Annotated in this window: 20 protein-coding genes; 7 read left to right on the forward strand and 13 right to left on the reverse strand. The window is 66.8% G+C overall.

All coding sequences use genetic code 11. The features are described from left to right. From DT074_RS11375 to DT074_RS11390, 4 genes are all read right to left on the reverse strand, one after another. Positions 1-581: biotin/lipoyl-containing protein (locus tag DT074_RS11375; RefSeq protein WP_119419972.1), on the reverse strand; the 581-nt coding region annotated here is incomplete at its 3' end. A 17-nt stretch (positions 582-598) separates the two neighbouring features. After that, positions 599-1,984, reverse strand: coding sequence for a pyruvate dehydrogenase complex E1 component subunit beta (locus tag DT074_RS11380; RefSeq protein WP_119419973.1), 1,386 nt, complete (start codon positions 1,982-1,984; stop codon positions 599-601). Between the two features lie 10 nt (positions 1,985-1,994). Further along, positions 1,995-3,005: a pyruvate dehydrogenase (acetyl-transferring) E1 component subunit alpha gene (gene pdhA / locus DT074_RS11385; RefSeq protein WP_119419974.1), complete on the reverse strand. Its 1,011-nt coding sequence runs from the start codon at positions 3,003-3,005 to the stop codon at positions 1,995-1,997. Between the two features lie 135 nt (positions 3,006-3,140). Continuing rightward, a complete protein-coding gene (locus tag DT074_RS11390; protein ID WP_119419975.1) occupies positions 3,141-3,455 on the reverse strand; it encodes an FtsB family cell division protein in 315 nt (104 codons plus the stop codon). Between the two features lie 82 nt (positions 3,456-3,537). Here DT074_RS11390 and DT074_RS11395 point away from each other — a divergent pair, with 82 nt between their 5' ends. From DT074_RS11395 to DT074_RS11405, 3 genes are all read left to right on the forward strand, one after another. Then, complete coding sequence (locus tag DT074_RS11395; RefSeq protein ID WP_119419976.1) at positions 3,538-4,389, forward strand: polysaccharide deacetylase family protein; 852 nt, start codon at positions 3,538-3,540, stop codon at positions 4,387-4,389. Positions 4,390-4,493: 104 nt separating this feature from the next. Then, positions 4,494-5,357: a dienelactone hydrolase family protein gene (locus DT074_RS11400; RefSeq protein ID WP_119419977.1), complete on the forward strand. Its 864-nt coding sequence runs from the start codon at positions 4,494-4,496 to the stop codon at positions 5,355-5,357. Positions 5,358-5,418: 61 nt separating this feature from the next. Next, positions 5,419-6,378 carry a hypothetical protein gene (locus DT074_RS11405; protein WP_162914827.1) on the forward strand — a complete coding sequence of 320 codons (960 nt, stop codon included), beginning with the start codon at positions 5,419-5,421 and terminating at the stop codon, positions 6,376-6,378. Here the strand turns inward: DT074_RS11405 and DT074_RS11410 are convergent. From DT074_RS11410 to DT074_RS11425, 4 genes are all read right to left on the reverse strand, one after another. After that, on the reverse strand, positions 6,332-6,832 hold the full coding sequence (locus DT074_RS11410) for a nuclear transport factor 2 family protein (protein WP_162914828.1): 501 nt from the start codon (positions 6,830-6,832) through the stop codon (positions 6,332-6,334). The genes DT074_RS11405 and DT074_RS11410 overlap by 47 nt on opposite strands. Further along, positions 6,715-7,530: an SDR family NAD(P)-dependent oxidoreductase gene (locus DT074_RS11415; protein ID WP_119419980.1), complete on the reverse strand. Its 816-nt coding sequence runs from the start codon at positions 7,528-7,530 to the stop codon at positions 6,715-6,717. Before DT074_RS11415 ends, DT074_RS11410 begins: the two co-directional genes overlap by 118 nt. 7 nt (positions 7,531-7,537) lie before the next feature. Next, positions 7,538-8,227 carry a ChrR family anti-sigma-E factor gene (locus tag DT074_RS11420; RefSeq protein ID WP_119419981.1) on the reverse strand — a complete coding sequence of 230 codons (690 nt, stop codon included), beginning with the start codon at positions 8,225-8,227 and terminating at the stop codon, positions 7,538-7,540. A gap of 247 nt (positions 8,228-8,474) precedes the next feature. Beyond that, positions 8,475-8,963, reverse strand: a complete 489-nt coding sequence (locus DT074_RS11425) for a DUF4864 domain-containing protein (RefSeq protein ID WP_119419982.1) — start codon at positions 8,961-8,963, stop codon at positions 8,475-8,477. Positions 8,964-9,579: 616 nt separating this feature from the next. On the opposite strand from DT074_RS11425, the gene DT074_RS11430 reads away from it, so the two are divergent. From DT074_RS11430 to DT074_RS11445, 4 genes are read left to right on the forward strand one after another with little or no spacing between them, the layout of a single operon-like run. Further along, positions 9,580-11,748: a type I restriction-modification system subunit M gene (locus tag DT074_RS11430; RefSeq protein ID WP_119419983.1), complete on the forward strand. Its 2,169-nt coding sequence runs from the start codon at positions 9,580-9,582 to the stop codon at positions 11,746-11,748. Further along, entirely contained in the window at positions 11,748-12,944 is a 1,197-nt protein-coding gene (locus DT074_RS11435; protein ID WP_119419984.1) for a restriction endonuclease subunit S, read from the forward strand. Before DT074_RS11430 ends, DT074_RS11435 begins: the two co-directional genes overlap by 1 nt. Positions 12,945-12,946: 2 nt before the next feature. Continuing rightward, the gene (locus DT074_RS11440; protein ID WP_119419985.1) at positions 12,947-13,534 is read left to right on the forward strand and encodes a hypothetical protein; all 588 of its coding nucleotides are present in this window, start codon (positions 12,947-12,949) and stop codon (positions 13,532-13,534) included. 9 nt (positions 13,535-13,543) lie between these two features. Next, on the forward strand, positions 13,544-16,621 hold the full coding sequence (locus DT074_RS11445; protein WP_119419986.1) for a type I restriction endonuclease subunit R: 3,078 nt from the start codon (positions 13,544-13,546) through the stop codon (positions 16,619-16,621). A gap of 27 nt (positions 16,622-16,648) precedes the next feature. Here DT074_RS11445 and DT074_RS11450 read toward each other — a convergent pair whose 3' ends face one another. From DT074_RS11450 to DT074_RS11470, 5 genes are read right to left on the reverse strand one after another with little or no spacing between them, the layout of a single operon-like run. After that, positions 16,649-17,392, reverse strand: coding sequence for an ABC transporter permease (locus DT074_RS11450; RefSeq protein ID WP_119419987.1), 744 nt, complete (start codon positions 17,390-17,392; stop codon positions 16,649-16,651). Further along, positions 17,392-18,330, reverse strand: a complete 939-nt coding sequence (locus DT074_RS11455) for an ABC transporter ATP-binding protein (protein ID WP_119419988.1) — start codon at positions 18,328-18,330, stop codon at positions 17,392-17,394. Before DT074_RS11455 ends, DT074_RS11450 begins: the two co-directional genes overlap by 1 nt. Further along, positions 18,327-19,499 carry an ABC transporter permease gene (locus DT074_RS11460; RefSeq protein ID WP_119419989.1) on the reverse strand — a complete coding sequence of 391 codons (1,173 nt, stop codon included), beginning with the start codon at positions 19,497-19,499 and terminating at the stop codon, positions 18,327-18,329. Before DT074_RS11460 ends, DT074_RS11455 begins: the two co-directional genes overlap by 4 nt. A 2-nt stretch (positions 19,500-19,501) precedes the next feature. Then, entirely contained in the window at positions 19,502-20,410 is a 909-nt protein-coding gene (osmF, locus tag DT074_RS11465; protein WP_119419990.1) for a glycine betaine ABC transporter substrate-binding protein OsmF, read from the reverse strand. Between the two features lie 20 nt (positions 20,411-20,430). Next, entirely contained in the window at positions 20,431-21,429 is a 999-nt protein-coding gene (locus tag DT074_RS11470) for a WD40/YVTN/BNR-like repeat-containing protein (protein ID WP_119419991.1), read from the reverse strand. Positions 21,430-21,437 lie beyond the last annotated feature (8 nt).

Raw genomic sequence — 21,437 nt, forward strand, 5'->3', positions numbered from 1 at the left:
GCAGGCGCGGCGGCCGGCGCCGCAGCCGCGGGCCTCGGCGCCGCTTTGGGCGCCCCGCCGGCCAGCGCCGCGTCGATATCGGCCTTGACGATGCGGCCGTTCGGGCCGGATCCGGCAAGCGCCGCGAGGTCGATGCCGGCCTGCTCCGCCATCCGCTTCGCGAGCGGCGAGACGAAGATGCGGCCGCCGTCACGCGCCGCTGCGGCCGCCGGCGCCGCTTGCGCGGCGGCAGGCTTCGCCGCCGGCGGCGGTGCTTTAATATCGGCTGGCTTCTCTTCGGCGACTTTCGCCGGCGGAGCCTTCGCCTGCGAGGCCTTGGCCGCGGCGCCGACATCCTCGCCCTCTTCCGCCAGCATGGCGATCGGCGCGTTGACGGCGACGCCCTCGGTGCCTTCGGCGACCAGGATCCTGGCGACGGTGCCTTCGTCGACCGCCTCGACCTCCATGGTCGCCTTGTCGGTCTCGATCTCGGCGATGATGTCGCCGGGGCTCACCTTGTCGCCTTCCTTGACCATCCACTTGGCGAGCTTGCCCTCGGTCATGGTCGGCGAGAGGGCGGGCATGGTGATGGTGATCGACATCGCTGTTCTCCCCCGCCTTACGCCCGGTAGCAGACCTGTTTCGCCGCGGCGACGATGTCCTCCACCTGCGGCAGCGCGAGCTTCTCGAGATTGGCCGCATAGGGCATCGGCACATCGGCGCCGGCGACGCGGGCCGGCGGCGCGTCGAGCCAATCGAAGGCCTCGGCCGTCACCGCGGCGGCGATCTCGGCGCCGATGCCGGCATAGGCCCAGCCCTCCTCCGCCGTGACGATGCGGTTGGTCTTCTTCACCGAGGCGATGATCGTCGCGGTGTCGAGCGGGCGGAGCGTGCGGAGGTTGATCACCTCTGCCTCGATGCCTTCCTTCGCCAGGGCTTCCGCCGCTTCCATCGCCTTGCCCACCATGATGGAGAAGGCGACGATTGTGACGTCGCTGCCCGGCCGTTCGATCTTCGCCTTGCCGATCGGCAGCACGAAATCATCGATCTCCGGCACCTCGAAAGTGCGCCCGTACAGCACCTCGTTCTCGAGGAAGATCACCGGGTTGGGATCGCGGATCGCCGCCTTCAGCAGGCCCTTGGCATCCGCCGCCGACCACGGCGCGATCACCTTCAGGCCGGGGATATGCGCGTACCACGAGGCGTAGCATTGCGAATGCTGCGCCGCGACGCGGGCGGCGGCGCCGTTCGGGCCGCGGAACACGATCGGGCTCGATTGCTGGCCGCCCGACATGTAGAGCGTCTTCGCCGCCGAGTTCACCAGCTGGTCGATCGCCTGCATGGAGAAGTTGAAGGTCATGAACTCGACGATCGGCCGCAAGCCGGCATAGGCCGCGCCGACACCGAGACCGGCGAAGCCCTGTTCGGTGATCGGCGTGTCGATCACCCGCCGCGGCCCGAACTCCTCGAGCAGGCCCTGGCTCACCTTGTAGGCGCCCTGATATTCGGCGACCTCTTCGCCGATCAGGAAGACTTTCGCGTCGCGCCGCATCTCCTCGGCCATGGCGTCGCGCAGTGCCTCGCGCACCGTGATGGTGCGGGTCTTGGTTCCTTCCGGATAGTCCGGCGCGCCCATCGGCAGGTCGACCGTGGCGGGCTTTGCCTTCAGCGCAGCGGCCGGCTTCGCCGCGGGCTCGGCTGGCGGCTGCTTCGGCGCCTCAGCCTTCGGCGCCGGCGCCTTGGCGGCGGCACCGGCATCCTCGCCTTCCCCGGCCAGTGTCGCGATCGGCGTGTTGACCGCGATGCCCTCGGCGCCCTCCTCGACCAGCAGCCTGGCGACGGTGCCTTCGTCCACCGCCTCCACTTCCATCGTAGCCTTGTCGGTCTCGATCTCGGCGATGATGTCGCCCGGCTTGACCTGGTCGCCCTCCTTGACCATCCACTTGGCGAGCTTGCCCTCGGTCATGGTCGGCGACAGCGCCGGCATCAGAATCTCGATCGGCATCCCCGCCCCCTCAGGCCTCTATGTAGACGTCGGTCCAGAGCTCGGAGGGATCCGGCTCCGGACTCTCCTGCGCAAAGTCGGCGGCATCGGTCACGACAGCGCGCACCTCCTTGTCGATCTCTTTCAGCGCGTCCTCGGTTGCCGCGCCGCCCTCCAGGATGCGGCGGCGGATCTGGTCGATCGGGTCGTGCTCGGCCCGCATGCGCTGCACTTCGTCCTTGGCGCGGTATTTCTGCGGGTCGGACATCGAGTGGCCGCGATAGCGATAGGTCTTCATCTCCAGGATCATCGGCCCCTTGCCGGCGCGGCAATGCGCCACCGCCTCGTCCGCGGCCGCGCGCACCGCCAGCACGTCCATGCCGTCCACCGGCCTGCCGGGCAGGTTGAAGCTTTCGCCGCGGCGATAGAACTCCGCCTGCGCGCTGGAACGCTTCACCGAGGTGCCCATGGCGTACTGGTTGTTCTCGATGATGTAGATCACCGGCAGCTTCCAGAGCTCGGCCATGTTGAAGCTCTCGTAGACCTGGCCCTGGTTGGCCGAGCCGTCGCCGAAATAGCAGCAGGTGACGCGGTCGGTGCCGTCGTATTTCTGCGCGAAGGCGAGCCCGGTGCCGAGCGGCACCTGGGCGCCGACGATGCCGTGGCCGCCGAAGAACTGCTTCTCGCGGCTGAACATGTGCATCGAGCCGCCCTTGCCCTTGGAATAGCCGCCGATCCGCCCGGTGAGTTCGGCCAGCACTCCGCGGGCGCTCATGCCGGTCGCCAGCATGTGGCCGTGATCGCGGTAGCTGGTGATGACCCGGTCGCCCGGCTCCAGCGCGGCCTGCACGCCGACGACGACCGCTTCCTGCCCGATATAGAGGTGGCAGAAGCCGCCGATCAGGCCCATGCCGTACATCTGGCCGGCCTTCTCCTCGAACCGGCGGATGAGCAGCATGTCCCTGTAATATTTGAGCAAAAGCTCCTTCTCGGCGGCCGGCGCGACTTCGGTCGCTTCGGCCTTCCTGGCGGCACGAGCCATGGGACCGGAACCTCCTCCCTAGCGCTTCACGCCCTTGATCCGGGGCGGCCTTGCTCAATGCGGGCGCGGCGGTGTCAGTTCACCCTGAACCGCCGGGGGAAGGCAAGTTGCTTGAATTAACTGAAATCGAGTTAATCAGCGCCGATCGACGATGACCACCTCGTCGGGGCCGATCAGGTCGAGGACGCGGCGGGACTGCTCGTCCAGCATGTCGAGGTCGAGCGAGGTGCTGCGCAAGAGCTTGACCCGGCGCTCGAGCTTGAGCCGCTCCTCCGAGACGGAGGCATAGGCGGTTTCCGCCCGGCCGATCTCCGCCGACAGCCGGGCATAGGCTTTCAGGCCGCGATCGCCCTCGACCATATGGTAGCCGAAATAGCCGATCATCCCGGCGCACAGCACCGGGACAATGACGCCGCGCAGCCGGCGGCGGATCTCATGGATGATCAGCATGCGACTCGAATGAATCACGGTCGATTCGCCGGGTCAACATCGCCTGCGTAAGATTGCGGGATCTTTTTGGGAGAAGCCTCAGATGCCGCGCCACATCGTCTGCCTGTCGTTCGATTTCGACGCGCTGTCGCTGCCGATCGCGCGCGGCACGGTGACGCCGACGGCGATGTCGCGCGGCGAGTTCGGCACCGTCGCGGCGCCGCGCCTGGTCGATCTGCTGGGTGCCCACGGCATCCGCGGCAGCTGGTTCGTGCCCGGCCATACGCTCGAGACCTTCCCGGAGATCTGCCGCGCCATCCACCAGGCGGGGCACGAGATCGGCCATCACGGCTGGCGGCATATCGCGCCGGCGAGCCTGGACCGGGCCGGCGAGGAGGCCGAGCTCACGCGCGCCAACGAGGCGATCCGGAAGCTGACCGGGCGGTTCGCGCGCGGCTACCGCTCGCCGGCCTGGGATCTGAGCCCGCATACGGTCGAGCTCCTGCTCGCGCACGGCTTCGACTACGACAGCAGCATGATGGGGCACGACTACCTGCCCTATTTCGCCCGTGAGGGCGACCAGTACCCGGCGGATCAGCCGGCGGTGCTGGGCCGGCCGACCAACCTGCTCGAAATGCCGATCAGCTGGAGCCTCGACGACTACCCGCATTTCGAGTTCCAGATTTTCAAGCGCGGCGTGCTGCCGGGCCTGCAGACGGCCGACGGCGTGCTGCGCAACTGGTCGGACGACTTCGACTACCTGACCGAGATCCTCGACTGGGGCATCCTGACCTACACCTTCCATCCCTTCGTCATCGGCCGCGGCCACCGCATGAAGATGCTGGACCGCCTGATCCGGCACCTGAAAGCAAGGGGCGCCGTCTTCCTCACCATGGAGGAAGCCGCGGTGGAGGCGCGCGGCCGGTTGGAGGGTCGTCGCGCCGCCGCGGAGTGAGCCGGCACAAATATCCGTGAGAGGCGGTCCCGGCGGAAGAGACGCGCCTGGCCGGCGTTAGTGTCGGCTGGGGCTATGCGTCTCGACCAAGGAGGACTTCACGCATGGATGCGGATCTGTTGAGCTTGCGGCCGCTGGCCGCGCCGAACCGACGCGGTTTTCTCACCACGACGCTGATCGCGGGCTTCACCGTCGCCGCCGGGCCGGTGCAGGCGCAGACGGCGATCTCGACGCCCGCCACCGGCCTGACCGCCGGCGAGGTGGAGATTCCGGTCGCCGGCGGCAAGCTGCCGGCCTACCGCGCCATGCCGGCCAGCGGCGGGCCCTTCCCCGTCGTGCTGGTGGTGCAGGAGATTTTCGGCGTCCACGAATACATCAAGGACACCTGCCGCCGCTTCGCCAAGGAAGGCTATATGGCGATCGCGCCGGAGCTCTACGCCCGCCATGCCGATGTAAAGGCGCTGAACAGCATGGATGCCGCCCGCGCCGCCATGGGCAAGGTGCCGGACCAAGAGGTGATGGCCGATCTCGACAGCGCCGTCGCCTGGGCCAAGTCGACCGGCAGCGGCAATACCGACAAGCTCGCCATCACCGGCTTCTGCTGGGGCGGGCGCATCGTCTGGCTCTACACCGCGCACAACCCGAACGTCGATGCCGGCGTCGCCTGGTATGGCCGGCTCGAAGGCACGCCGAGCCCGATCAACCCGACGCATCCGATCGATCAGGTGGCGAAGATGCGCGGCGCGGTGCTCGGCCTTTATGGCGAGGCCGATGCGGGCATCCCGATGGCCAGCGTCGAGAAGATGCGGGCCGCGCTGAAGGCGGCCGGCAAGGCGGACGAGATCGTCACCTACAAGGACGCGCCGCACGCCTTCCACGCGGACTATCGCCCGAGCTACCGCAAGGAGCCGGCCGAGGACGGCTGGAAGCGCGCACTCGCCTGGTTCAAGAAGCACGGCGTCGCCTGAGCCACGCACCGTTGCTAGGGTGAGGGCGGCCCATTCGGGCCGCCCTTTTTCTATGTCCGCCGTGATCCTGCTCCTCGAATTCCTCGGCCGGCACGCGACGCGCTTCATGTTCGGCAGCGTGCTGCTGGCGCTGGCGCTGCCGGGGCTCGCCGCGCTGGCCCGGCCGTGGCTGATCCCGGGGCTGGTCATCCCGCTGGTGATCGCGCTGATGCGGCTCGATCTCGGCGCCGCGGTGCGCTACGGGCGGCGGGTCGGGCTGGTGGCGGCGCTGACCGCCTGGTTCGTCGTCATCTCGCCGGTGCTGGTGGCACTCGCCACCGCGCCGCTCGGCCTGCCGGAGGGGCTGCGCGCCGGGATCGTGCTGATGGCGGCGGCGCCGCCCTTGGTCTCCGCGCCGGCGCTCGCCTTCATCCTCGGGCTCGACGCGGCGCTCGCCGTCGTGGTCGTGGTGGTCGGGACCCTGGTCGTGCCGCTGACCCTGCCGCCGCTGGCGCTCGGCCTGCTCGGACTGGAGGTGAACCTGCCGGCAGCCGAGCTGATGGGCCGGCTCGGGCTCTTGGTCGGCGCGCCGTTCGCGCTAGCGCTGCTGCTCCGCCGGCTGATCCCGCAGGCCTGGATCCAGCGCAACGGCAAGCGGTTCGACGGCATCGCCGTCCTGTCGCTGATGGGCTTCGCGCTCGGCATCATGGCCGGCGTCACCGAGACGATAGCCGCCCGGCCGGGCTTCGCCGCGCTGACCATCGCCTGCGCCTTCGCGGCGAACCTGATCCTGCAGGCGGTCGGCGCGGTGGCGACGCTCTGGCTCGGAACGCAGCCGGCGCTGACCATCGGGCTCGCCACCGGCAACCGCAATATGGGCCTGGTGCTGGTGGCGCTGGCCGACCGCGGCGACCCGGCGATCCTGTTCTACTTCGCCATGGCGCAGTTCCCGATGTACATGCTGCCGGCGCTGCTGGCGCCGCTGTACCGCCGGCTCAGTGCTGCAGGCGGCGGCGGACCGAGCGGATCAGCCAGCCGATGAGCGGCAGCCGGGCGTAGAACTGGGCGCCGGAATCCCAGTGGTCGAGATGCACGGCGACCTTGCCCTCGGCCGTCAGGTGCACCTCGCTGACGCCCTCGACCCGCCAATCCGCCGCGCCGCCGAAGCGCCGGGGCCGGAAATGCATGCGCCAGAGGATGAAGCCGCGCGGGCCGCGCCGGGCGAGGTCGATCACCTCGAACCGCATCGACCTCGTGTCCTCGAAGCCCGACTGGAACACCTCGATCATGCGGTCGATCCCGGCGACGTCGTTGAACGGGTCGCGGAAATGAACGTCCGGGTCGCAGAGGCCGCGCAGGCCGTCGAGCGTCGCGGGGGTCAGGCCGAGGAAGAAGGCCGCGTAAGCCCGGAGCGCCGCGTCGAGCCGGCGGGCCCGAGCCCCGTCCTCCGCCGGATGATCGGGAAGTAGAGGCGGTAGGGCAGGATCCGCAGGCACTTGAGCACCCAGGTGAAGCGTCGGGGGAAGCTGATCTCGAAGCCCGAGCCGTCGAGGCCGCGGCAGATCCGGTCGGCGGCGGCCTCGGCCGAAATGAGGAACGGCATCGGGAAGCGGTTCTTGGCAGTGAGCGGCGTTTCGACGAAGCCGGGATTGACCAGGCGGAGGTCGATGCCGAGCGCCGCGAGCTCCGGCCGCAGCGCCTCGGCCATATTGATCAGCGCCGCCTTGCTGGCGCCATAGGCCGCGGCGGTGGGCAGGCCGCGCCAGCCGGCGACCGAGGCGACCACGGCGATCTGGCCGCGCCCCCGGCCCTGCATCGGCGGGATCAGCGCCTCGAGCCCGTGCACGGTGCCGATCACGTTGGTCTGCAAGAGCGCCTTGAACGGCGCCGCGCTGAACCGGTCGGCGGTGACCGGCTTGTGGGTGCCGGCATTGAGCACGGCGCGGTCGATCGGGCCGAGCGCGCGCTCGATCTCCGCCACGACGGCATGCAGGGCCGGCCCGTCGGTGACGTCGAGCGGATAGGCCGCGACGGTGCCGCGCGGCGCCTCGGCGGCGAGCCCGGCGAGGGCGTCGGCACCCCGGGCGCTGGCCGCGACCCGCCAGCCTTCGCGGGCCAGTTGCAGCGCCACGGCGCGGCCGATGCCGGAACTGGCCCCGGTGACCCAGGCGACGCGAGCGGGAGCCGTCGCCATGCCGAAACTAGAATCGGATGAAGGGGTTGAGCAGCCGGCCGAAAGTGCCAGTCAACTTGAGCGGCGCGTCGGTGACGGCGAGCGCGATGCAATCGGCATGCGCCCCGGCGACCGGCTGGTGGTCGACCGTATCGTCGGTCAGGGCGAGGTCGCCGGCGCCGTAATGGCCGGTCTTGTCGTCGAAATCGCCGCGCAGCACGAGCGTCATCTCATGGCCGCGATGGGTGTGCTGGGGCATCGCCTTGCCGGGGATGATGCGGAGCAGGCTGGCCATGCCCTGGTGGCCGGGCAGGTCGAGCTTGTACTCGTAGAGGCCGGCGATGACCTTGCGCCAGGGCAGGTTCTCCGCGTCGGCCGGCAGATAGGCGCGGAGCGGGCCGGGGATGTCGCGGTCGCGGGAGCCGGCGGTGAGCCGCTCCTCCGCCGGCGGGGCCGGCTGGTCGAGCCGGGCAAGCAGCCGGTCCAGCGCGCCGGCCTGCATGGCGACCGGCGGGGTCGCCTCGACCAGCGCGCCGCCGATGGCCTGGGCCCGGGCGAGCTCGGCCCGGCAGGACGGGCAGAGGGTGAGATGCGCCGCGGCGACCAGCGCCACCGCCTCGCTCAGCCCGCCGGTGGCATAGGCGAGCAGCAGCTCCTCGGAGAGGTGGTGCGCCGGCTGGCCGCCGGGCCGGAATTGTGGGATTGCTGCTGCCACCATGGAGAAGGCTCGTCACTCGCTCGAAGGGGCCGAAGCCCCAGGGTTACACAGCCTTACGCCCGGATGGGCGGATTGGATCACTGCGGCGGCGCATCTGTTCCTCTTCTCCCTCCCAAGCGCCGGAGCCGGCCGGGGCGGCGCTTCTGTTCCCCTCGCCCACCCGTCCGGCGGCGCATCTGTTCCGCGGCGCATCTGTTCCGCGGCGCATCTGTTCCGCGGCGTATCTGTTCCCTCTCGGCCGCCCGGCTCAGATCGCCTTCTCCGGCGAGGCGACCAGGGAGCAGCCGTTGATGCGCCAGGTGCCGTCGGCCTGGCGCTCCATGGTGTAGAGGGCGATCTGGGCCCGGCCGTCGGGCCCGACCACCAGCACCTGTTGCACCACGATCTCCGCCACGGTGACGAGCGCGCGGAACTCGACCTCGCGCGGGCGGTAGACCGCGGCGTATCCGTTCCGCACCATGCCGAGGAAGTTCTCCGGCGTGCCGAACATCTCGCGGATCGCCGGCGCGGCGAAGGCGAAGGCGGCGGCGGCATCGTCGCGCCCGAAGGCCTCGATCTGGCCGCGGATGGTGCGCTCGATGGCGGCACGGTCCGCCCCGGAGAGCTCGGCCTCGGCGGCGAAAGCGGCGGGCAGGCCGGCCGCCACCGTCAAGGCGCCGGCGGCCCCGGCGGCGAGCGACAGAAAAGCGAGCGCCGCCAGCGCGGCCTTGAACTTGCGCCTGACCAGCTTGCGCATGACCCACCCCCTTCGGGCGACCTTCGATCTCATTATACGCCGGCGCGGCGCGGCCGGATGCGGCGCGGACAGGGCCGGCGGGTTTGCATCTTGCGCCTATGGCTGCCTATGGCGGCCAATGAAAGCCTGTGGCGGCCTATGGGAGCCTATGATTGCCTATGGCGTCCTATGATTGCCTATGGGAGCCAATGGAATCCTATGATGGGGGGCGCACCCTTCAGATAAGTATCTGATTGAATAGGAAAATAATTTTCGGAGTGATCCCCGGGGTCAGTACGCGCGCCATCTGCGCCTGCCCGACTGAGTTTCGGACTGTCTGCGGACTCTCTGCACACATCAAAAGAGCGGGTCCGGGATCGGACGAACCGCGGATTATATATTGTACATAGAGGTAAATCAAGGGCGCGTGGCATGCCGGCTGTTCTGAAGCTTGGCCAGCGAGGTTGCGATCGATGGCCGGCCTATGCCAGTAGGCGCGCGCCCGCGATGGTTGCTACTGTTCTGGGCGGGGGCGCCAAAGACGAAGGGGGCCACTGTCCGAAGCAGTGCGAGCCGGAACACGGCAGCACGGCCTCTGCTTCGGCATCACTCATGAACCGACAGAACCGGGGATCACGTGCTAAGCGAACGGCATAAGGAAATAGCCGGCAAGATCTGGGAAATTGCGAACCGTCTTCGGGGACCCTATCGCCCGCCGCAGTACCGGCTCGTCATGTTGCCAATGGTGGTTCTGCGCCGCTTCGACTGCGTTCTCGAACCCACCAAGGACGCGGTTCTGGATGAACACAAGCGGCTTGTCGCGGCGAAGACGGCCGAGAACGCGCTGCCCCGCCTCCTGACCAAGGTGGTCGACGCGAAGCGCAAGCAGCCGCTCTACAACACCAGCCCCTATACCTTCGGAAAGCTGCTCGGCGACAGCGAGAACATCGCGCCCAACCTCGTCGCCTACATCAACGGCTACTCCGACACCGCGCGGCGCATCTTCGAGAAGTTCAAGTTCGGCGAGCAGATCGAAAAGCTCGATGCCAGCAACCGCCTCTTCAACATCGTCAAGGCGATGTCGGAGATCGACCTGCACCCCAACCGGATCAGCAATCTGGAAATGGGTTACGTCTTCGAGCACCTCGTCATGCGCTTCAACGAACAAGCCAACGAGGAAGCGGGAGACCACTTCACGCCGCGCGAGGTCATCCGCCTGATGACGCACCTCGTCTACACGGGCGAGGAAGATGTCTACAGGCCCGGCGTCTACCGCGAGATCTACGATCCCGCCTGCGGCACGGGCGGCATGCTCTCCGTCTCGGAGGAGACGATCCGCGCGGGCAACCAGGCCGCGAACCTAGGTCTCTATGGCCAGGAATACAACGACGAGTCCTGGGCGATCTGTTGCTCGGACATGCTCATTAAGGACGAAGAGACAGATCACATCGTCCTGGGCGACACGCTGGGCGATGGCAAGACGTTTGACGGCTTCCAGGGCCGGCAGTTCCACTTCATGTTCGCCAACCCGCCCTTCGGCGTGGAATGGAAGGACCAGCAAAAGGTCGTCACCAAGGAGCATGAGGAGCTCGGCTTCGGCGGACGCTTCGGCGCGGGCCTGCCGGCCATCAATGACGGCTCGCTGCTTTTCCTTCAGCACATGATCTCGAAGATGCACCCCTCGCCCGAAAACGGCGGGGACGGCTCGAAGATCGCGATCATCTTCAACGGCTCGCCGCTCTTCAGCGGCGATGCGGGCTCCGGCCCCTCGAACATCCGGCGTTGGATCATCGAGAACGATTGGTTGGACGCCATCGTCGCACTACCGGACCAGCTTTTCTACAACACCGGCATTTTCACTTACGTCTGGCTAGTGACAAACCGCAAGAAGCCCGAGCGCCGCGGCAAGGTTCAGCTCATCGACGGCACGCGCTTCTTCCAGAAGATGAAGAAGAGCCTCAACAACAAGCGGAACGAACTCTCCGAAGCGCATATCGACCGCCTGACGGAAATCTACGGCAACTTCCGGGATGGCGAAAAGGAGCGCGTCCAGATCAACGGTGAGCGGGAGGAGCGCGTTGTCTCGCGCATCTTCGAGAACCCCGAGTTCGGCTTTCTCAAAGTGACGGTCGAGCGCCCCTTGCGCCAAAATTTCGAAGCGACGCCGGAGCGCATCGCGCGCCTGGACGACCAAACGGCCTTCGCCAATCTCGCCGTATCGAAGAAGCGCAAGGACGCCGAGGCCGCCGCTGCCGAAGAGAAGGCAGGTCAGGAAGAGCAAGACGCCATTCGCGTCATGCTCGCCACGCTGGCGAAGGGCGGACGCTACATGGACCGTGAAGCGTTCGAGGCCGATCTCGATAGGGCGGCCAAGCGTGCCGGCCGGAAACTCCCGACGCCTATGAAGAAGGCTATCTTCGCGGCGCTGGGTGAGCGCGATCCGAAAGCGGAAATGTGCCGTGACAGCAAGGGCGCGCCAGAGCCAGACAGCGAATTGCGCGACACCGAGAACATCCCGCTGCCGCGCGGAACGAAGCTGCCTCTGCCCATGCAATTCGGGCCGGACATGCCGAATGATGAACTGCTCGCAGCGATGAAGCCCGCCATCGACGCCTACATCGAAGCGGAGGTGCTGCCGCACGTGCCCGACGCCTGGGTGGATTATTCCAAGACCAGGGTGGGCTACGAGATCCCGATCAATCGGCACTTCTACGTCTACAAACCACCGCGCCCACTCGCCGATATCGAGAAGGACATCATCACACTCGAAGGCGAGATCGCGGAGTTGCTCAAGGGGCTGACGTGATGAGCGTCCGTTCTGGTTCCCTTCGATACTTCGCGAAGATTAAGAATGGGAGCACGCCCGCTAGCGGCGAGCCGGCCTATTGGGACGGAGACATCGCGTGGGCTACTCCAGACGACCTGGGCAGACTCGCCGGAAATTTTATCTCGGAGACCAAGCGCAGCATCACGCCATTGGCCGTGGCGGAGAACAATCTGAACGTGGTGCCCCCTGATACGATTCTCTTATCTACCCGTGCTCCCATCGGTCACATGGCGATTGCGACTTCGCCGATGGCGTTCAATCAGGGCTGCCGAGCGCTTATTCCCCAGGCCGAAACCCACGGCCCATACCTCTTTTATCTGTTGAGATCGCGAGTGCCGGAACTCAACGCCTCCGCGAATGGGACGACTTTCGTCGAACTCTCGAGAGATGACCTAGCCTGCGTTCGAATCTCTCTTCCTTCTCTCGACATCCAAAAGCGCATTTCGGCTTTTTTGGATGAGAGAACGGCGCGGATCGATGCACTGATTGCGAAGAAGCAAGCGCTGCTCGCGCGATTGACCGAGAAGCGTCAGGCGATCGCCACGCGGGCGATCACGAAGGGTCTCGACCCTGCCGTCCCAATGAAGGACAGCGGCCTCGCCTGGCTTGGCCAAATCCCCGCGCATTGGGAGGTGCGTTCGCTGCGCTACGCCGTCGAGAATCTAAACAGGATGCGCGTCCCGATTGCTGCGGAGCTTCGAAAAGGCGTTGAGCGCCTTTATCCCTATTATGGCGCATCAGGTATCATCGATTATGTAGACGAGTTTCTTTTTGACTTTCCGACCGTGCTCGTCGCGGAAGATGGCGCCAATCTTCTGTCTCGTTCAACGCCGCTCGCCTTCTCCGCGTCGGGACAATACTGGGTGAACAACCACGCGCATATATTGCGCCCCATCGATCTGACTATCTGGTTCTGCACGTCGCAATTGGCGCTGTATCCTCTCGATCCTTACATCTCAGGATCAGCCCAACCAAAGCTGACCAAAGACAACCTTATGTCACTGCCGGTTTGGATTCCGCCGCTGGAGGAGCAGGTTCAGATCCAGGCGAACGTCGGCACGCACCTCGACGCGCTTGATCTAGTAGTGGAGAACTGCAGGATCAGTGTAGAGCGCCTAGTCGAATATCGTTCCGCGCTCATCACCGCCGCCGTCATGGGGCAGATCGAGGCGTAACGATGCCCCTCGATGCCACCAGCTATTTCGATCATCTCCGCGCCTACATCGCGCCTGCATACGTTGTGGACGACGGAACCACTGGAGCAGTCTCGCTGGTCGAGAAGTACTATCCGGAGGGATCGACGAAGAAGGCTACCCGCAAAGTCATACTGCCGTTTCAGGGTAGAGCCTTCGCCATCAAATTAGATGGCCGCAAAGAATCGCTGTTTCACTTCTTGGATGACAACGGCAAGCAGTGGTCCAAGCGGTGCGATTTTGTCGTTTTCCAATGCTTCCACCGCCATGTCAACGCCTTTCTGTTCGAGTTCAAGTCGCGCAGCCTTGAAGCACAATCGATCATCGATCAACTCAAAGCGGGTGTTAGCTGGTGCGCCAGTCTGCGACGCGTAATCTGTCAGTATACGGGGGATGATCGCGGTATTCGTGTTCGCAAGTTTGTGGTTACCGAGAACGAAAATCCGAGTCCGTATCTTGACGGAGCGGGGAAATACCTCGCCCGCGATCCATCCATTCGTCACTATCACTATGACCAGTTGAAAGGGCTGACGCTCGATACGTTAGAGAACGGCTCAGTACGGACCGTTTAAGGGGGATGCATGCCTGGCCACACAGAGCTCATTTTCGAGAGGGCGATTGAGGTGGGCCTCACCTCGACCGGCGGCTATCGAACGAGCAGCCCCAAGGCTTTCGACGCCGCCGTCGCGCTCTTCCCGGATGAAGTCCTCGCGTTCATCCGCGCCAGCCAAGCGGCGCGCTGGTCGGAACTCGAAGCCATGCTCAAGGACCGCACCGAGGCGACGGTTCTCGACAGCCTGACCAAGGAACTTACCACCAAGGGCGCACTCGGTGTCCTGCGGCACGGGTTCAAATGCTATGGCAAGCAATTCCGGCTCGCTTATTTCCGTCCCAACACCGGCATGAATCCTGAGGCACAGGCGCGCTACGCTGCCAACCGCTTCACGATCACGCGCCAGGTCGGGTTCCTCTCCGAGGTGCTGAAGCGCCCGGACGGTGGCAAGCGCAAATGCATCATCGATGTCGTGCTTTCCGTGAACGGATTGCCGGTGGTCACCGCGGAACTGAAGAATCCGCTCACCGGCCAGCGGGCGGAGGACGCCTGTGCCCAGTACAAGAACGACCGCGACGGGCGCGACCCGCTGTTTCGCTTCAAGGAACGCACGCTCGTTCACTTTGCGGTCGATCCCGACGAAATCTGGATGACAACGCAGTTAAAGGGGAGCGAAACGGTTTTCCTGCCTTTCAACCGTGGCCATAACAACGGCGCAGGCAATCCGCCTGTCGAGGGCGATTGGAAGACCCACTATCTGTGGGACGAGGTGCTGCAATCCGACAGCCTGCTCGACATCCTGCAGCGCTTCATGCACCTCGAAGTCACCGAGCGAACGATTCCGACCTCGACGGGCATGCGGACGATCCGCAAGGAAGCGATGATCTTCCCGCGCTATCATCAGCTCGACGCCGTGCGGAAACTTGTGGCCCATACCGGGAAGCATGGAGCGGGACGCAACTATCTCGTCCAGCACTCCGCGGGCTCCGGCAAGTCCAACACCATCGCCTGGCTCTCGCACCGGCTGGCATCGCTGCACGACGACAAGGATGAGAAGGTTTTTCACGCGGTCATCGTCATCACCGACCGGCGCGTGCTCGACCAGCAGCTTCAGAACACGATCTACCAATTCGAGCACAAGATGGGCGTCGTCGAGAAGATCGACGAAGACACGCAGCAGCTCGCCAAGGCGCTGGCCAATGGCACGCCCATCATCATCTCGACGATCCAGAAGTTCCCCTTCATTCGCCAGGCGATCCGAACGCTGGAGGCCAAAGGCGAAGGTGTGTCCATCGAGACGCGCGACAGGCGGTTCGCCGTGATCGTGGATGAGGCGCATAGCTCCCAGTCCGGCGAGACCGTCTCGGCGCTCAAAGGCATCCTGAACAAGGATGGCATTGCCGACGCCATCGCGAGCCAGGCCGGCGAGGAAGAGGACGACGATCTTTCCGAGGAGACGAAAGCCCGCATTCGGAAAGAGATGATGCAGCGGGCACGTCAGCCGAATCTGAGCTTCTTCGCCTTCACCGCAACGCCCAAATACAAGACCAAGGTCGTGTTCGATGAGCCCGGCCCGACCGGCGCATCGCCGTTTCACGAGTACACGATGAAACAGGCGATCGACGAGGGCTTCATCCTCGACGTGCTGGCGAACTACGTCACCTACAAGCGCTTCTTCGGGCTGGTGAAGCAGATCGAGGCTGACCCCGAAGTGCCGAAGCGGGAAGCGGCCAAGGCCCTGGGGCGATTTCTCGAACTGCATCCTGTGAATATCGAGCAGGTGATTACCGTCATCATCGAGCACTTTCGGCTGAAGGTGATGCGCGAACTCGGCGGCCGGGCCAAGGCGATGGTCGTGACCGGCTCGCGCCTGTCGGCGGTGAAGTACAAGAAGGCGTTCGATCGCTACATCCGCGACAAGGGTTATCAAGGCATCCGCGCGCTTGTTGCCTTCTCCGGAAGCGTCGAGGACGATGATGTGCCGGGTTCGTCCTATACCGAAGTCGGCATGAACGACGGGCTTCCGGAACGGGAACTGCCGGAGCGTTTTGCGAGCGACGAGTACCGGGTTCTCATCGTGGCCGAAAAATACCAGACCGGCTTCGATCAGCCCTTGCTCCAGACGATGTATGTCGTGAAGAAGCTGGCGGGGGTGCAGGCGGTTCAGACCCTCTCGCGACTCAACCGGACGGCGCCCGGCAAGTCGCGGGTCTTCGTGCTCGATTTCCAGAACGAGGAAGCCGAGATCTACAAGGCGTTCAAGCCGTACTATGAAGCGACGCCGATCGGCGACCTGATCGATCCGCACAAGCTGAATGAGCTGAGCCACAAACTCCTGCAGGCGGCGGTCTTCACGCCCGACGATATGCGCGAATTCTCCGCCGTCTGGTTCAGCGGCAAGCGCGACCATAGCGGGCGGGATCACAAGATCATGAACGCCGTGCTCGATCGCTGCGTCGAACGCTTTAAGGAGCTCGAGGAAGCCGCTCAGGAGGAGTTCCGCGGGCACCTTTCGGCCTTTCGGAACCTCTATGCGTTTCTCTCGCAGGTCATGCCCTATCACGACGAAGGCCTTGAGAAGACCTATGCCTTCGTCCGCAACCTCGCGGCCAAGTTGCCGTTGCCGGGCGATGGCAGGAAATTCACGCTGGATGACGATGTCGCCCTGAAATACTTCCGGCTGCAGGAAGCCGGTGAGAGGTGGATCGATCTCGGCGTCGGCGAGGCCGATCCGCTGAAGGGACCGACCGATGTTGGCACGGCGAGCAGCAAAGACGTTACCGTCGCCCTTTCGACCCTGGTCGACAGCCTGAACGAGCGCTTCGGTACGTCGTTCACCGAAGCGGATCAGTTGTTCTTCGATCAGGTGCGCGCCACGGCGGAGCACAATGAGAAGGTCGTCGAAGCTGCGCAGGCCAACAATCTGACGAACTTCTCGGCGTTCTTCGGGCGCATCCTCGACGACCTCTTTATCCAGCGCATGGAAGGGAACGACGAAATCTTCAACCGGGTCATGAGCGATCCGGCTTTCAGGAAGGCCGCGCAGGAGTATCTCGCGAAGGATGTCTATGAACGGCTGCGCCGGGGTGCAGAGAATTCTGAGTGAAGATCGGCCGTCGCGAGACGCGCTGATTCAGGATGTTCCCCCACTCCACCTCCCCGCCACCCGCCCCAGCGCCGTAAACCCGTCATAGATCAGCACCGCCAGCACGGCGACGATCAAGCCGCCCTGCAGCACGAAGGCGAGGTTGTTGGAGAGCAGGCCGGCGATGATCACCTCGCCCACCGTCTTCGCCGCCACCGTCGAGCCGATGGTCGCGGTGGCGAGGCCGATCACCACCGAGAGGCGGATGCCGGCGAGGATGACCGGCGCCGCCAGCGGCAGCTCCACGCGGGCGAGGCGCTGCGTCGCCGTCATGCCGGTGCCCTTCGCCGCCTCCACCACCGCGGGGCTGAGCGTGGTGAGCCCGGTCAGCGTGTTTTCGAAGATCGGCAGCAGGCCATAGAGGAACAGCGCGATCAGGGTCGGCGTCGCGCCGAAGCCCACCGCCGGCACGGCGAGCGCCAGCACGGCGACCGGCGGAAAGGTCTGGCCGATATTTACGAGGGCCCGCGAGAGCGGCAGGAACTCGGCCCCGAACGGCCGCGTCACCAGGATGGCGAGCGCCACGGCGAGCGCCGTCGCGCCGGCGGTGGCGAGCGCCACGAGGCCGAGATGGGCGAGCGTGAGGCCGAGCAGGCTGCCCTGGTTGTAGATCGCCGGCGCGCCGTTCTCGGTCAGCGGGCGGAACACCGGCTCGAACCAGTCGGGGCGCATGAGGAAGGCCGCGAGCAGGGCCAGCGCGGCGAGGCGGGCGAGCGTCGGCAGCGCGCGCATCACTCCGGCCGCGCCGCGCGCTTGCTGAGGCCCGCGACCGTCACCTTGCCGATGATGACGCCCTCCGCGCTCTGCACCGGCAGCGCCGGGCGGCCGGACCAGAGCAGAGCGGCGAGCGCGTCGCGCTGGGTCGCGCTCGCGGCGATCGGCTCGCCCTCCACGATGCCTTGCTCCACCGCCTCCGCCACGGGCTTGAGCGAGAGCAGCTTGAACGGCCGCTCGCCGGTGCCGACCAGCGCCTCGACGAAGGGTGTCGCCGGGCGGGCCAGGATCTCCGAGGGCGGCGCGTATTGCAGCACGCGGCCGGCATCCATCACGGCGATGCGGTGGCCGAGCAGCACCGCCTCCTCGATATCGTGGGTGACCAGGATGATGGTGGTGCCGAGCCGGGCCTGGAGGCTAAGCAGATCCGCCTGCGCCTTGGCGCGGATGATCGGGTCGAGCGCGCCGAACGGCTCGTCCATCAACAGCAGGTTGGGCCCGGCGGCGAGGGCGCGGGCGACGCCGACGCGCTGCTGCTGGCCGCCGGAAAGCTCGTGCGGATAGCGGGCCGCGAATTCGGCGGGGTCGAGCTGGAACAGGGTCAGAAGCTCGTCGACGCGGGCTTTGGTCTTGGCCCTAGGCCAGCCGAGCAGGGCCGGCACGGTGGCGATGTTCTGCGCCACGGTGCGGTGCGGGAACAGGCCGTGGCCCTGGATGACATAGCCGATGCGGCGGCGCAGCTCGTGCGGCGGGACGCTGCGGTGGTCGACGCCGTCGAGCTTGATCGTGCCGGCGCTCGGCTCGACCAGGCGGTTGATCATGCGGAGCAGGGTCGTCTTGCCGGAGCCGGAGGTGCCGACGATGGCGGCGATGCTGCGCGGCGGCACGGTGAGGGTGACGTCGCTCACCACCTCGGTCTCGCCGTAGCGCTTGCTGACGTGCTCCAGCTCGATCACACGCGGCTCCCCGGCGCGGCGGTGAGCTCGACCGCGGCGTCGAGCAGGATGGCGGCGGCGAAGGCGAGCGCGACCGTCGGCACCGCGCCGAGCAGCACCAGGTCCATCGCCGTCTGGCCCAGGCCCTGGAACACGAAGACGCCGAAGCCGCCGCCGCCGATCAGCGCCGCGATGGTGGCAAGCCCGATATTCTGCACCAGCACGATGCGGATGCCGGCGAGGATCACCGGCAGCGCGAGCGGCAGCTCGATCCGGGTGAGTCTTTGGCGCGCGGTCATGCCCATGCCGCGCGCGGCGTCGTTGGCGGCGGCGGGGACTTGCGCGAGGCCGACCACCGTGTTCGCCACCATCGGCAGCAGGGAATAGAGGAACAGCGCGAGCGCGGCCGGCGCGGCGCCGATGCCGCGGATGCCGATGACGGAGGCTCCCGGCAGGTTGGCGGCGATCCAGCCGAGCGGCGCGATCAACAGGCCGAACAGCGCGATCGAGGGGATGGTCTGGATCATGTTGAGCAGGTTCAGCACCGCGTCGCGCAAGCCGCTGACGCGGTGGCAGAGGATGCCGAGCGGGATGCCGGCGACGATTGCCGCGGCGAGCGAGCCGAGCGCGAGCGCCAGGTGGCGCGCGCCCTCGGCCCAGAAGCGGTCGGCACGGTTCGCGTATTCCTTCAGCAGCGAGAGCCCGTCCCAGGCGCCGAGCGCGAGCAAGAGCCAGATCGCGGCGGCCACCGCAGCGAGCGCCGCGATCCGTGCCGTGGCCGAGAGCTGGAGCCGGGTCAGCGCGTCGGCGGCGAGCAGCGCGAAGGCGAAGCCGAGCAGCCAGAAGCCCGAAGCCGGCGCCACGCGGGCATAGGCGTTGTCCGGCGGGGTCAGGTGATGCGCGGCGGTGCCGATCAGCAGGGCGAGCGTGGCGAGCGCCGCGAGCGCGGCGGCGAGCCGCGCGGGCGCCGGACTGCGCAGCATGGCGACCAGCGCGGCACCGGCCACGACCAGCAGCAGCGCCGTCGCCCACCCGGCCGGCAGCGCCTCCCAGATCGCCCGCCCCTCGCCCGGCACGATGCGGTTGGCGCGGAAAGTCGCGAACGGCGCCCCCGCCGCCGCCGCGGCGACGATGCCGATCACCAGGCCGAGCTTGTCGAAGGACGGCCTCGGCCGGTCCGGCGTTGCCACGGCTATTTGAAGAACGCGTTCTTCTTCAGGAAGTCCGCCGCCACCGCCTTGGCCGGCTCGCCGCCGACCTGCACGCGGCCGTTGAGCTGTTGCAGGGTGACGAGGTCGAGCTTGGCGAAGACCGGCTTCAGCCAGTCGGCGATCGCGGGATGCGCCTTCAGCACCGCCTCGCGGATGATCGGCGCCGGCTGGTAGACCGGCTGCACATGCTTGTCGTCCTGCAGCACGACCAGGCCGGAGGCGGCGATGCCGCCATCGGTGCCGTAGACCATGGCGGCATTGGCGCCGCTGGTCTGGTTGGCCGCCGCGGCGATGGTGGCCGCGGTGTCGCCGCCGGCCAAGGTGATCAGCTGGTCCGGCTTCAGCTTGAAGCCGTAGGCCGCCTGGAAGGCCGGCAGCGCCGCCGCGGAGTTCACGAACTCGGCCGAGGCGGCGAGCTTCACCTGGCCGCCGCCCGCGATGTATTTGCCGAAATCGGAGAGGGTGGCGAGCTTGTTCCCCTGCGCGAGATCCTTGCGCAGCGCGATGCCCCAGGTGTTGTCGGCCGGCGCCGGGGTCAGCCAGACGATCTTGTTGGCGTCGTAGTCGAGCTTTTTCGCCGTCGCATAGGCCTTGCCCGCATCCTTCCACAGCGGGTCGTCCGCCTTGTTGAAGAAGAAGGCGGCGTTGCCGGTATATTCCGGATAGATGTCGATCTCACCCGCGGCGATGGCCTTGCGCACGACAGGCGTGCCGCCGAGCTGGATGCGGCTGGTGGTCTTGACGCCGTTGCCCTCCAGCACCTGCGCGATGATATGGCCGAGCACGCCGCCCTCAGTGTCGATCTTGGACGCGACGACGACCTGCGCCTGCGCGGAGGTGCCGAGGACGAGCGCCAGGGCGGCGCCGAGCAGGATGGTTCGAAGGGTCATGCGGGCTCTCCTTCCTCGCTTCAGTGCACCGCCACCACCGACAACACCGCCGGCAGCCCCGCGGCGGCTTGCTTCCATTCGGCGCGGTCGCTGACGCGCCAGACCTCGCCGGTATCGGTGCCGATAATCACGCCGCCGGCTTCGGCCGGATCCGGCGCGAGGCCGTGGATGTTGGCGGCCGAAGGCGAATGCGCGCCGTCGCAGAGCGAGCGCCAGCTCTGGCCGCCGTCTTCGGAGCGATACAGCATGCAGTGGGCGCCGCCCTCGTCCTTGAAGCTGGAGAAGGCGGTCGGCGCGCTCGCCACCGTCAGGCCGTGGGGCGTGCGCGGGTCGATGCACATCGGGCGCGAATAGCGCGGCGTCACGCCGGCCCAGGCATAGCGCCACGTGTGGCCGCGATCGTCGGAGCGGAACACGCCGGCATTGCCCTCCACCATCGGCGCCACGCCGTTCAGCCGGCCATAGCCGGTGGAGGCGAACAGCGTCGCCGGCCGCGCCGGATGGGCGCACATCATGTGCAGGTCGGGATTGTCGCCGGGCAGCACCAGGCGCCAGCTTTCGCCTTCATCGTCGCTCGCCATCACGCCGCCGACCTCGACGCCGACGCGGATTCGGCGCGGGTCCTCGGCATCGATCACCAGGGCGCGGGCGCGGCCGGGCAGGCGCGGCTTGACCGGCACGCACCATTCCTGTGCTTCCGGCGTGCGCGCGAAGGATTTCACTTCCGTCCAGGTGGTGCCGCGGTCGGCGCTGCGGAACAAAGCGGCCGGCTGCGTGCCCGCGTAGAGCACTCCCTTGCCGGCGCCGCGCACCTGCCAGACCTCGTACTCGGCCATGCCGGCGAGCGACCAGCTCGCCCCGCCATCGTCGGAGCGATAGAGCCCGGCGCCGGTGGCGGCGAAGAGGCGGCCCTCCAGCGCCTGCAGGTCGCGCACGCCGCGACTTTCCAGCACGCAGGCCGCCTGGCCGCCTTCGGTGAGCTTGAACACGCCCTTGCTGGTACCTGCCAGGATGGTCATGGCGCCCT

Origin of the sequence: Desertibaculum subflavum (assembly GCA_003576705.1) — a bacterium.
Lineage (GTDB): Bacteria > Pseudomonadota > Alphaproteobacteria > Ferrovibrionales > Ferrovibrionaceae > Desertibaculum > Desertibaculum subflavum.

Bases quoted from the DNA above. Each gene is read 5' to 3' on its own strand.
- DT074_RS11380 (WP_119419973.1), bottom strand. From the start codon at position 1,984: ATGCCGATCGAGATTCTGATGCCGGCGCTGTCGCCGACCATGACCGAG.
- pdhA (WP_119419974.1), bottom strand. From the start codon at position 3,005: ATGGCTCGTGCCGCCAGGAAGGCCGAAGCGACCGAAGTCGCGCCGGCC.
- DT074_RS11390 (WP_119419975.1), bottom strand. From the start codon at position 3,455: ATGCTGATCATCCATGAGATCCGCCGCCGGCTGCGCGGCGTCATTGTC.
- DT074_RS11395 (WP_119419976.1), top strand. From the start codon at position 3,538: ATGCCGCGCCACATCGTCTGCCTGTCGTTCGATTTCGACGCGCTGTCG.
- DT074_RS11400 (WP_119419977.1), top strand. From the start codon at position 4,494: ATGGATGCGGATCTGTTGAGCTTGCGGCCGCTGGCCGCGCCGAACCGA.
- DT074_RS11415 (WP_119419980.1), bottom strand. From the start codon at position 7,530: ATGGCGACGGCTCCCGCTCGCGTCGCCTGGGTCACCGGGGCCAGTTCC.
- DT074_RS11420 (WP_119419981.1), bottom strand. From the start codon at position 8,227: ATGGTGGCAGCAGCAATCCCACAATTCCGGCCCGGCGGCCAGCCGGCG.
- DT074_RS11425 (WP_119419982.1), bottom strand. From the start codon at position 8,963: ATGCGCAAGCTGGTCAGGCGCAAGTTCAAGGCCGCGCTGGCGGCGCTC.
- DT074_RS11435 (WP_119419984.1), top strand. From the start codon at position 11,748: ATGAGCGTCCGTTCTGGTTCCCTTCGATACTTCGCGAAGATTAAGAAT.
- DT074_RS11440 (WP_119419985.1), top strand. From the start codon at position 12,947: ATGCCCCTCGATGCCACCAGCTATTTCGATCATCTCCGCGCCTACATC.
- DT074_RS11445 (WP_119419986.1), top strand. From the start codon at position 13,544: ATGCCTGGCCACACAGAGCTCATTTTCGAGAGGGCGATTGAGGTGGGC.
- DT074_RS11450 (WP_119419987.1), bottom strand. From the start codon at position 17,392: ATGCGCGCGCTGCCGACGCTCGCCCGCCTCGCCGCGCTGGCCCTGCTC.
- osmF (WP_119419990.1), bottom strand. From the start codon at position 20,410: ATGACCCTTCGAACCATCCTGCTCGGCGCCGCCCTGGCGCTCGTCCTC.
- DT074_RS11470 (WP_119419991.1), bottom strand. From the start codon at position 21,429: ATGACCATCCTGGCAGGTACCAGCAAGGGCGTGTTCAAGCTCACCGAA.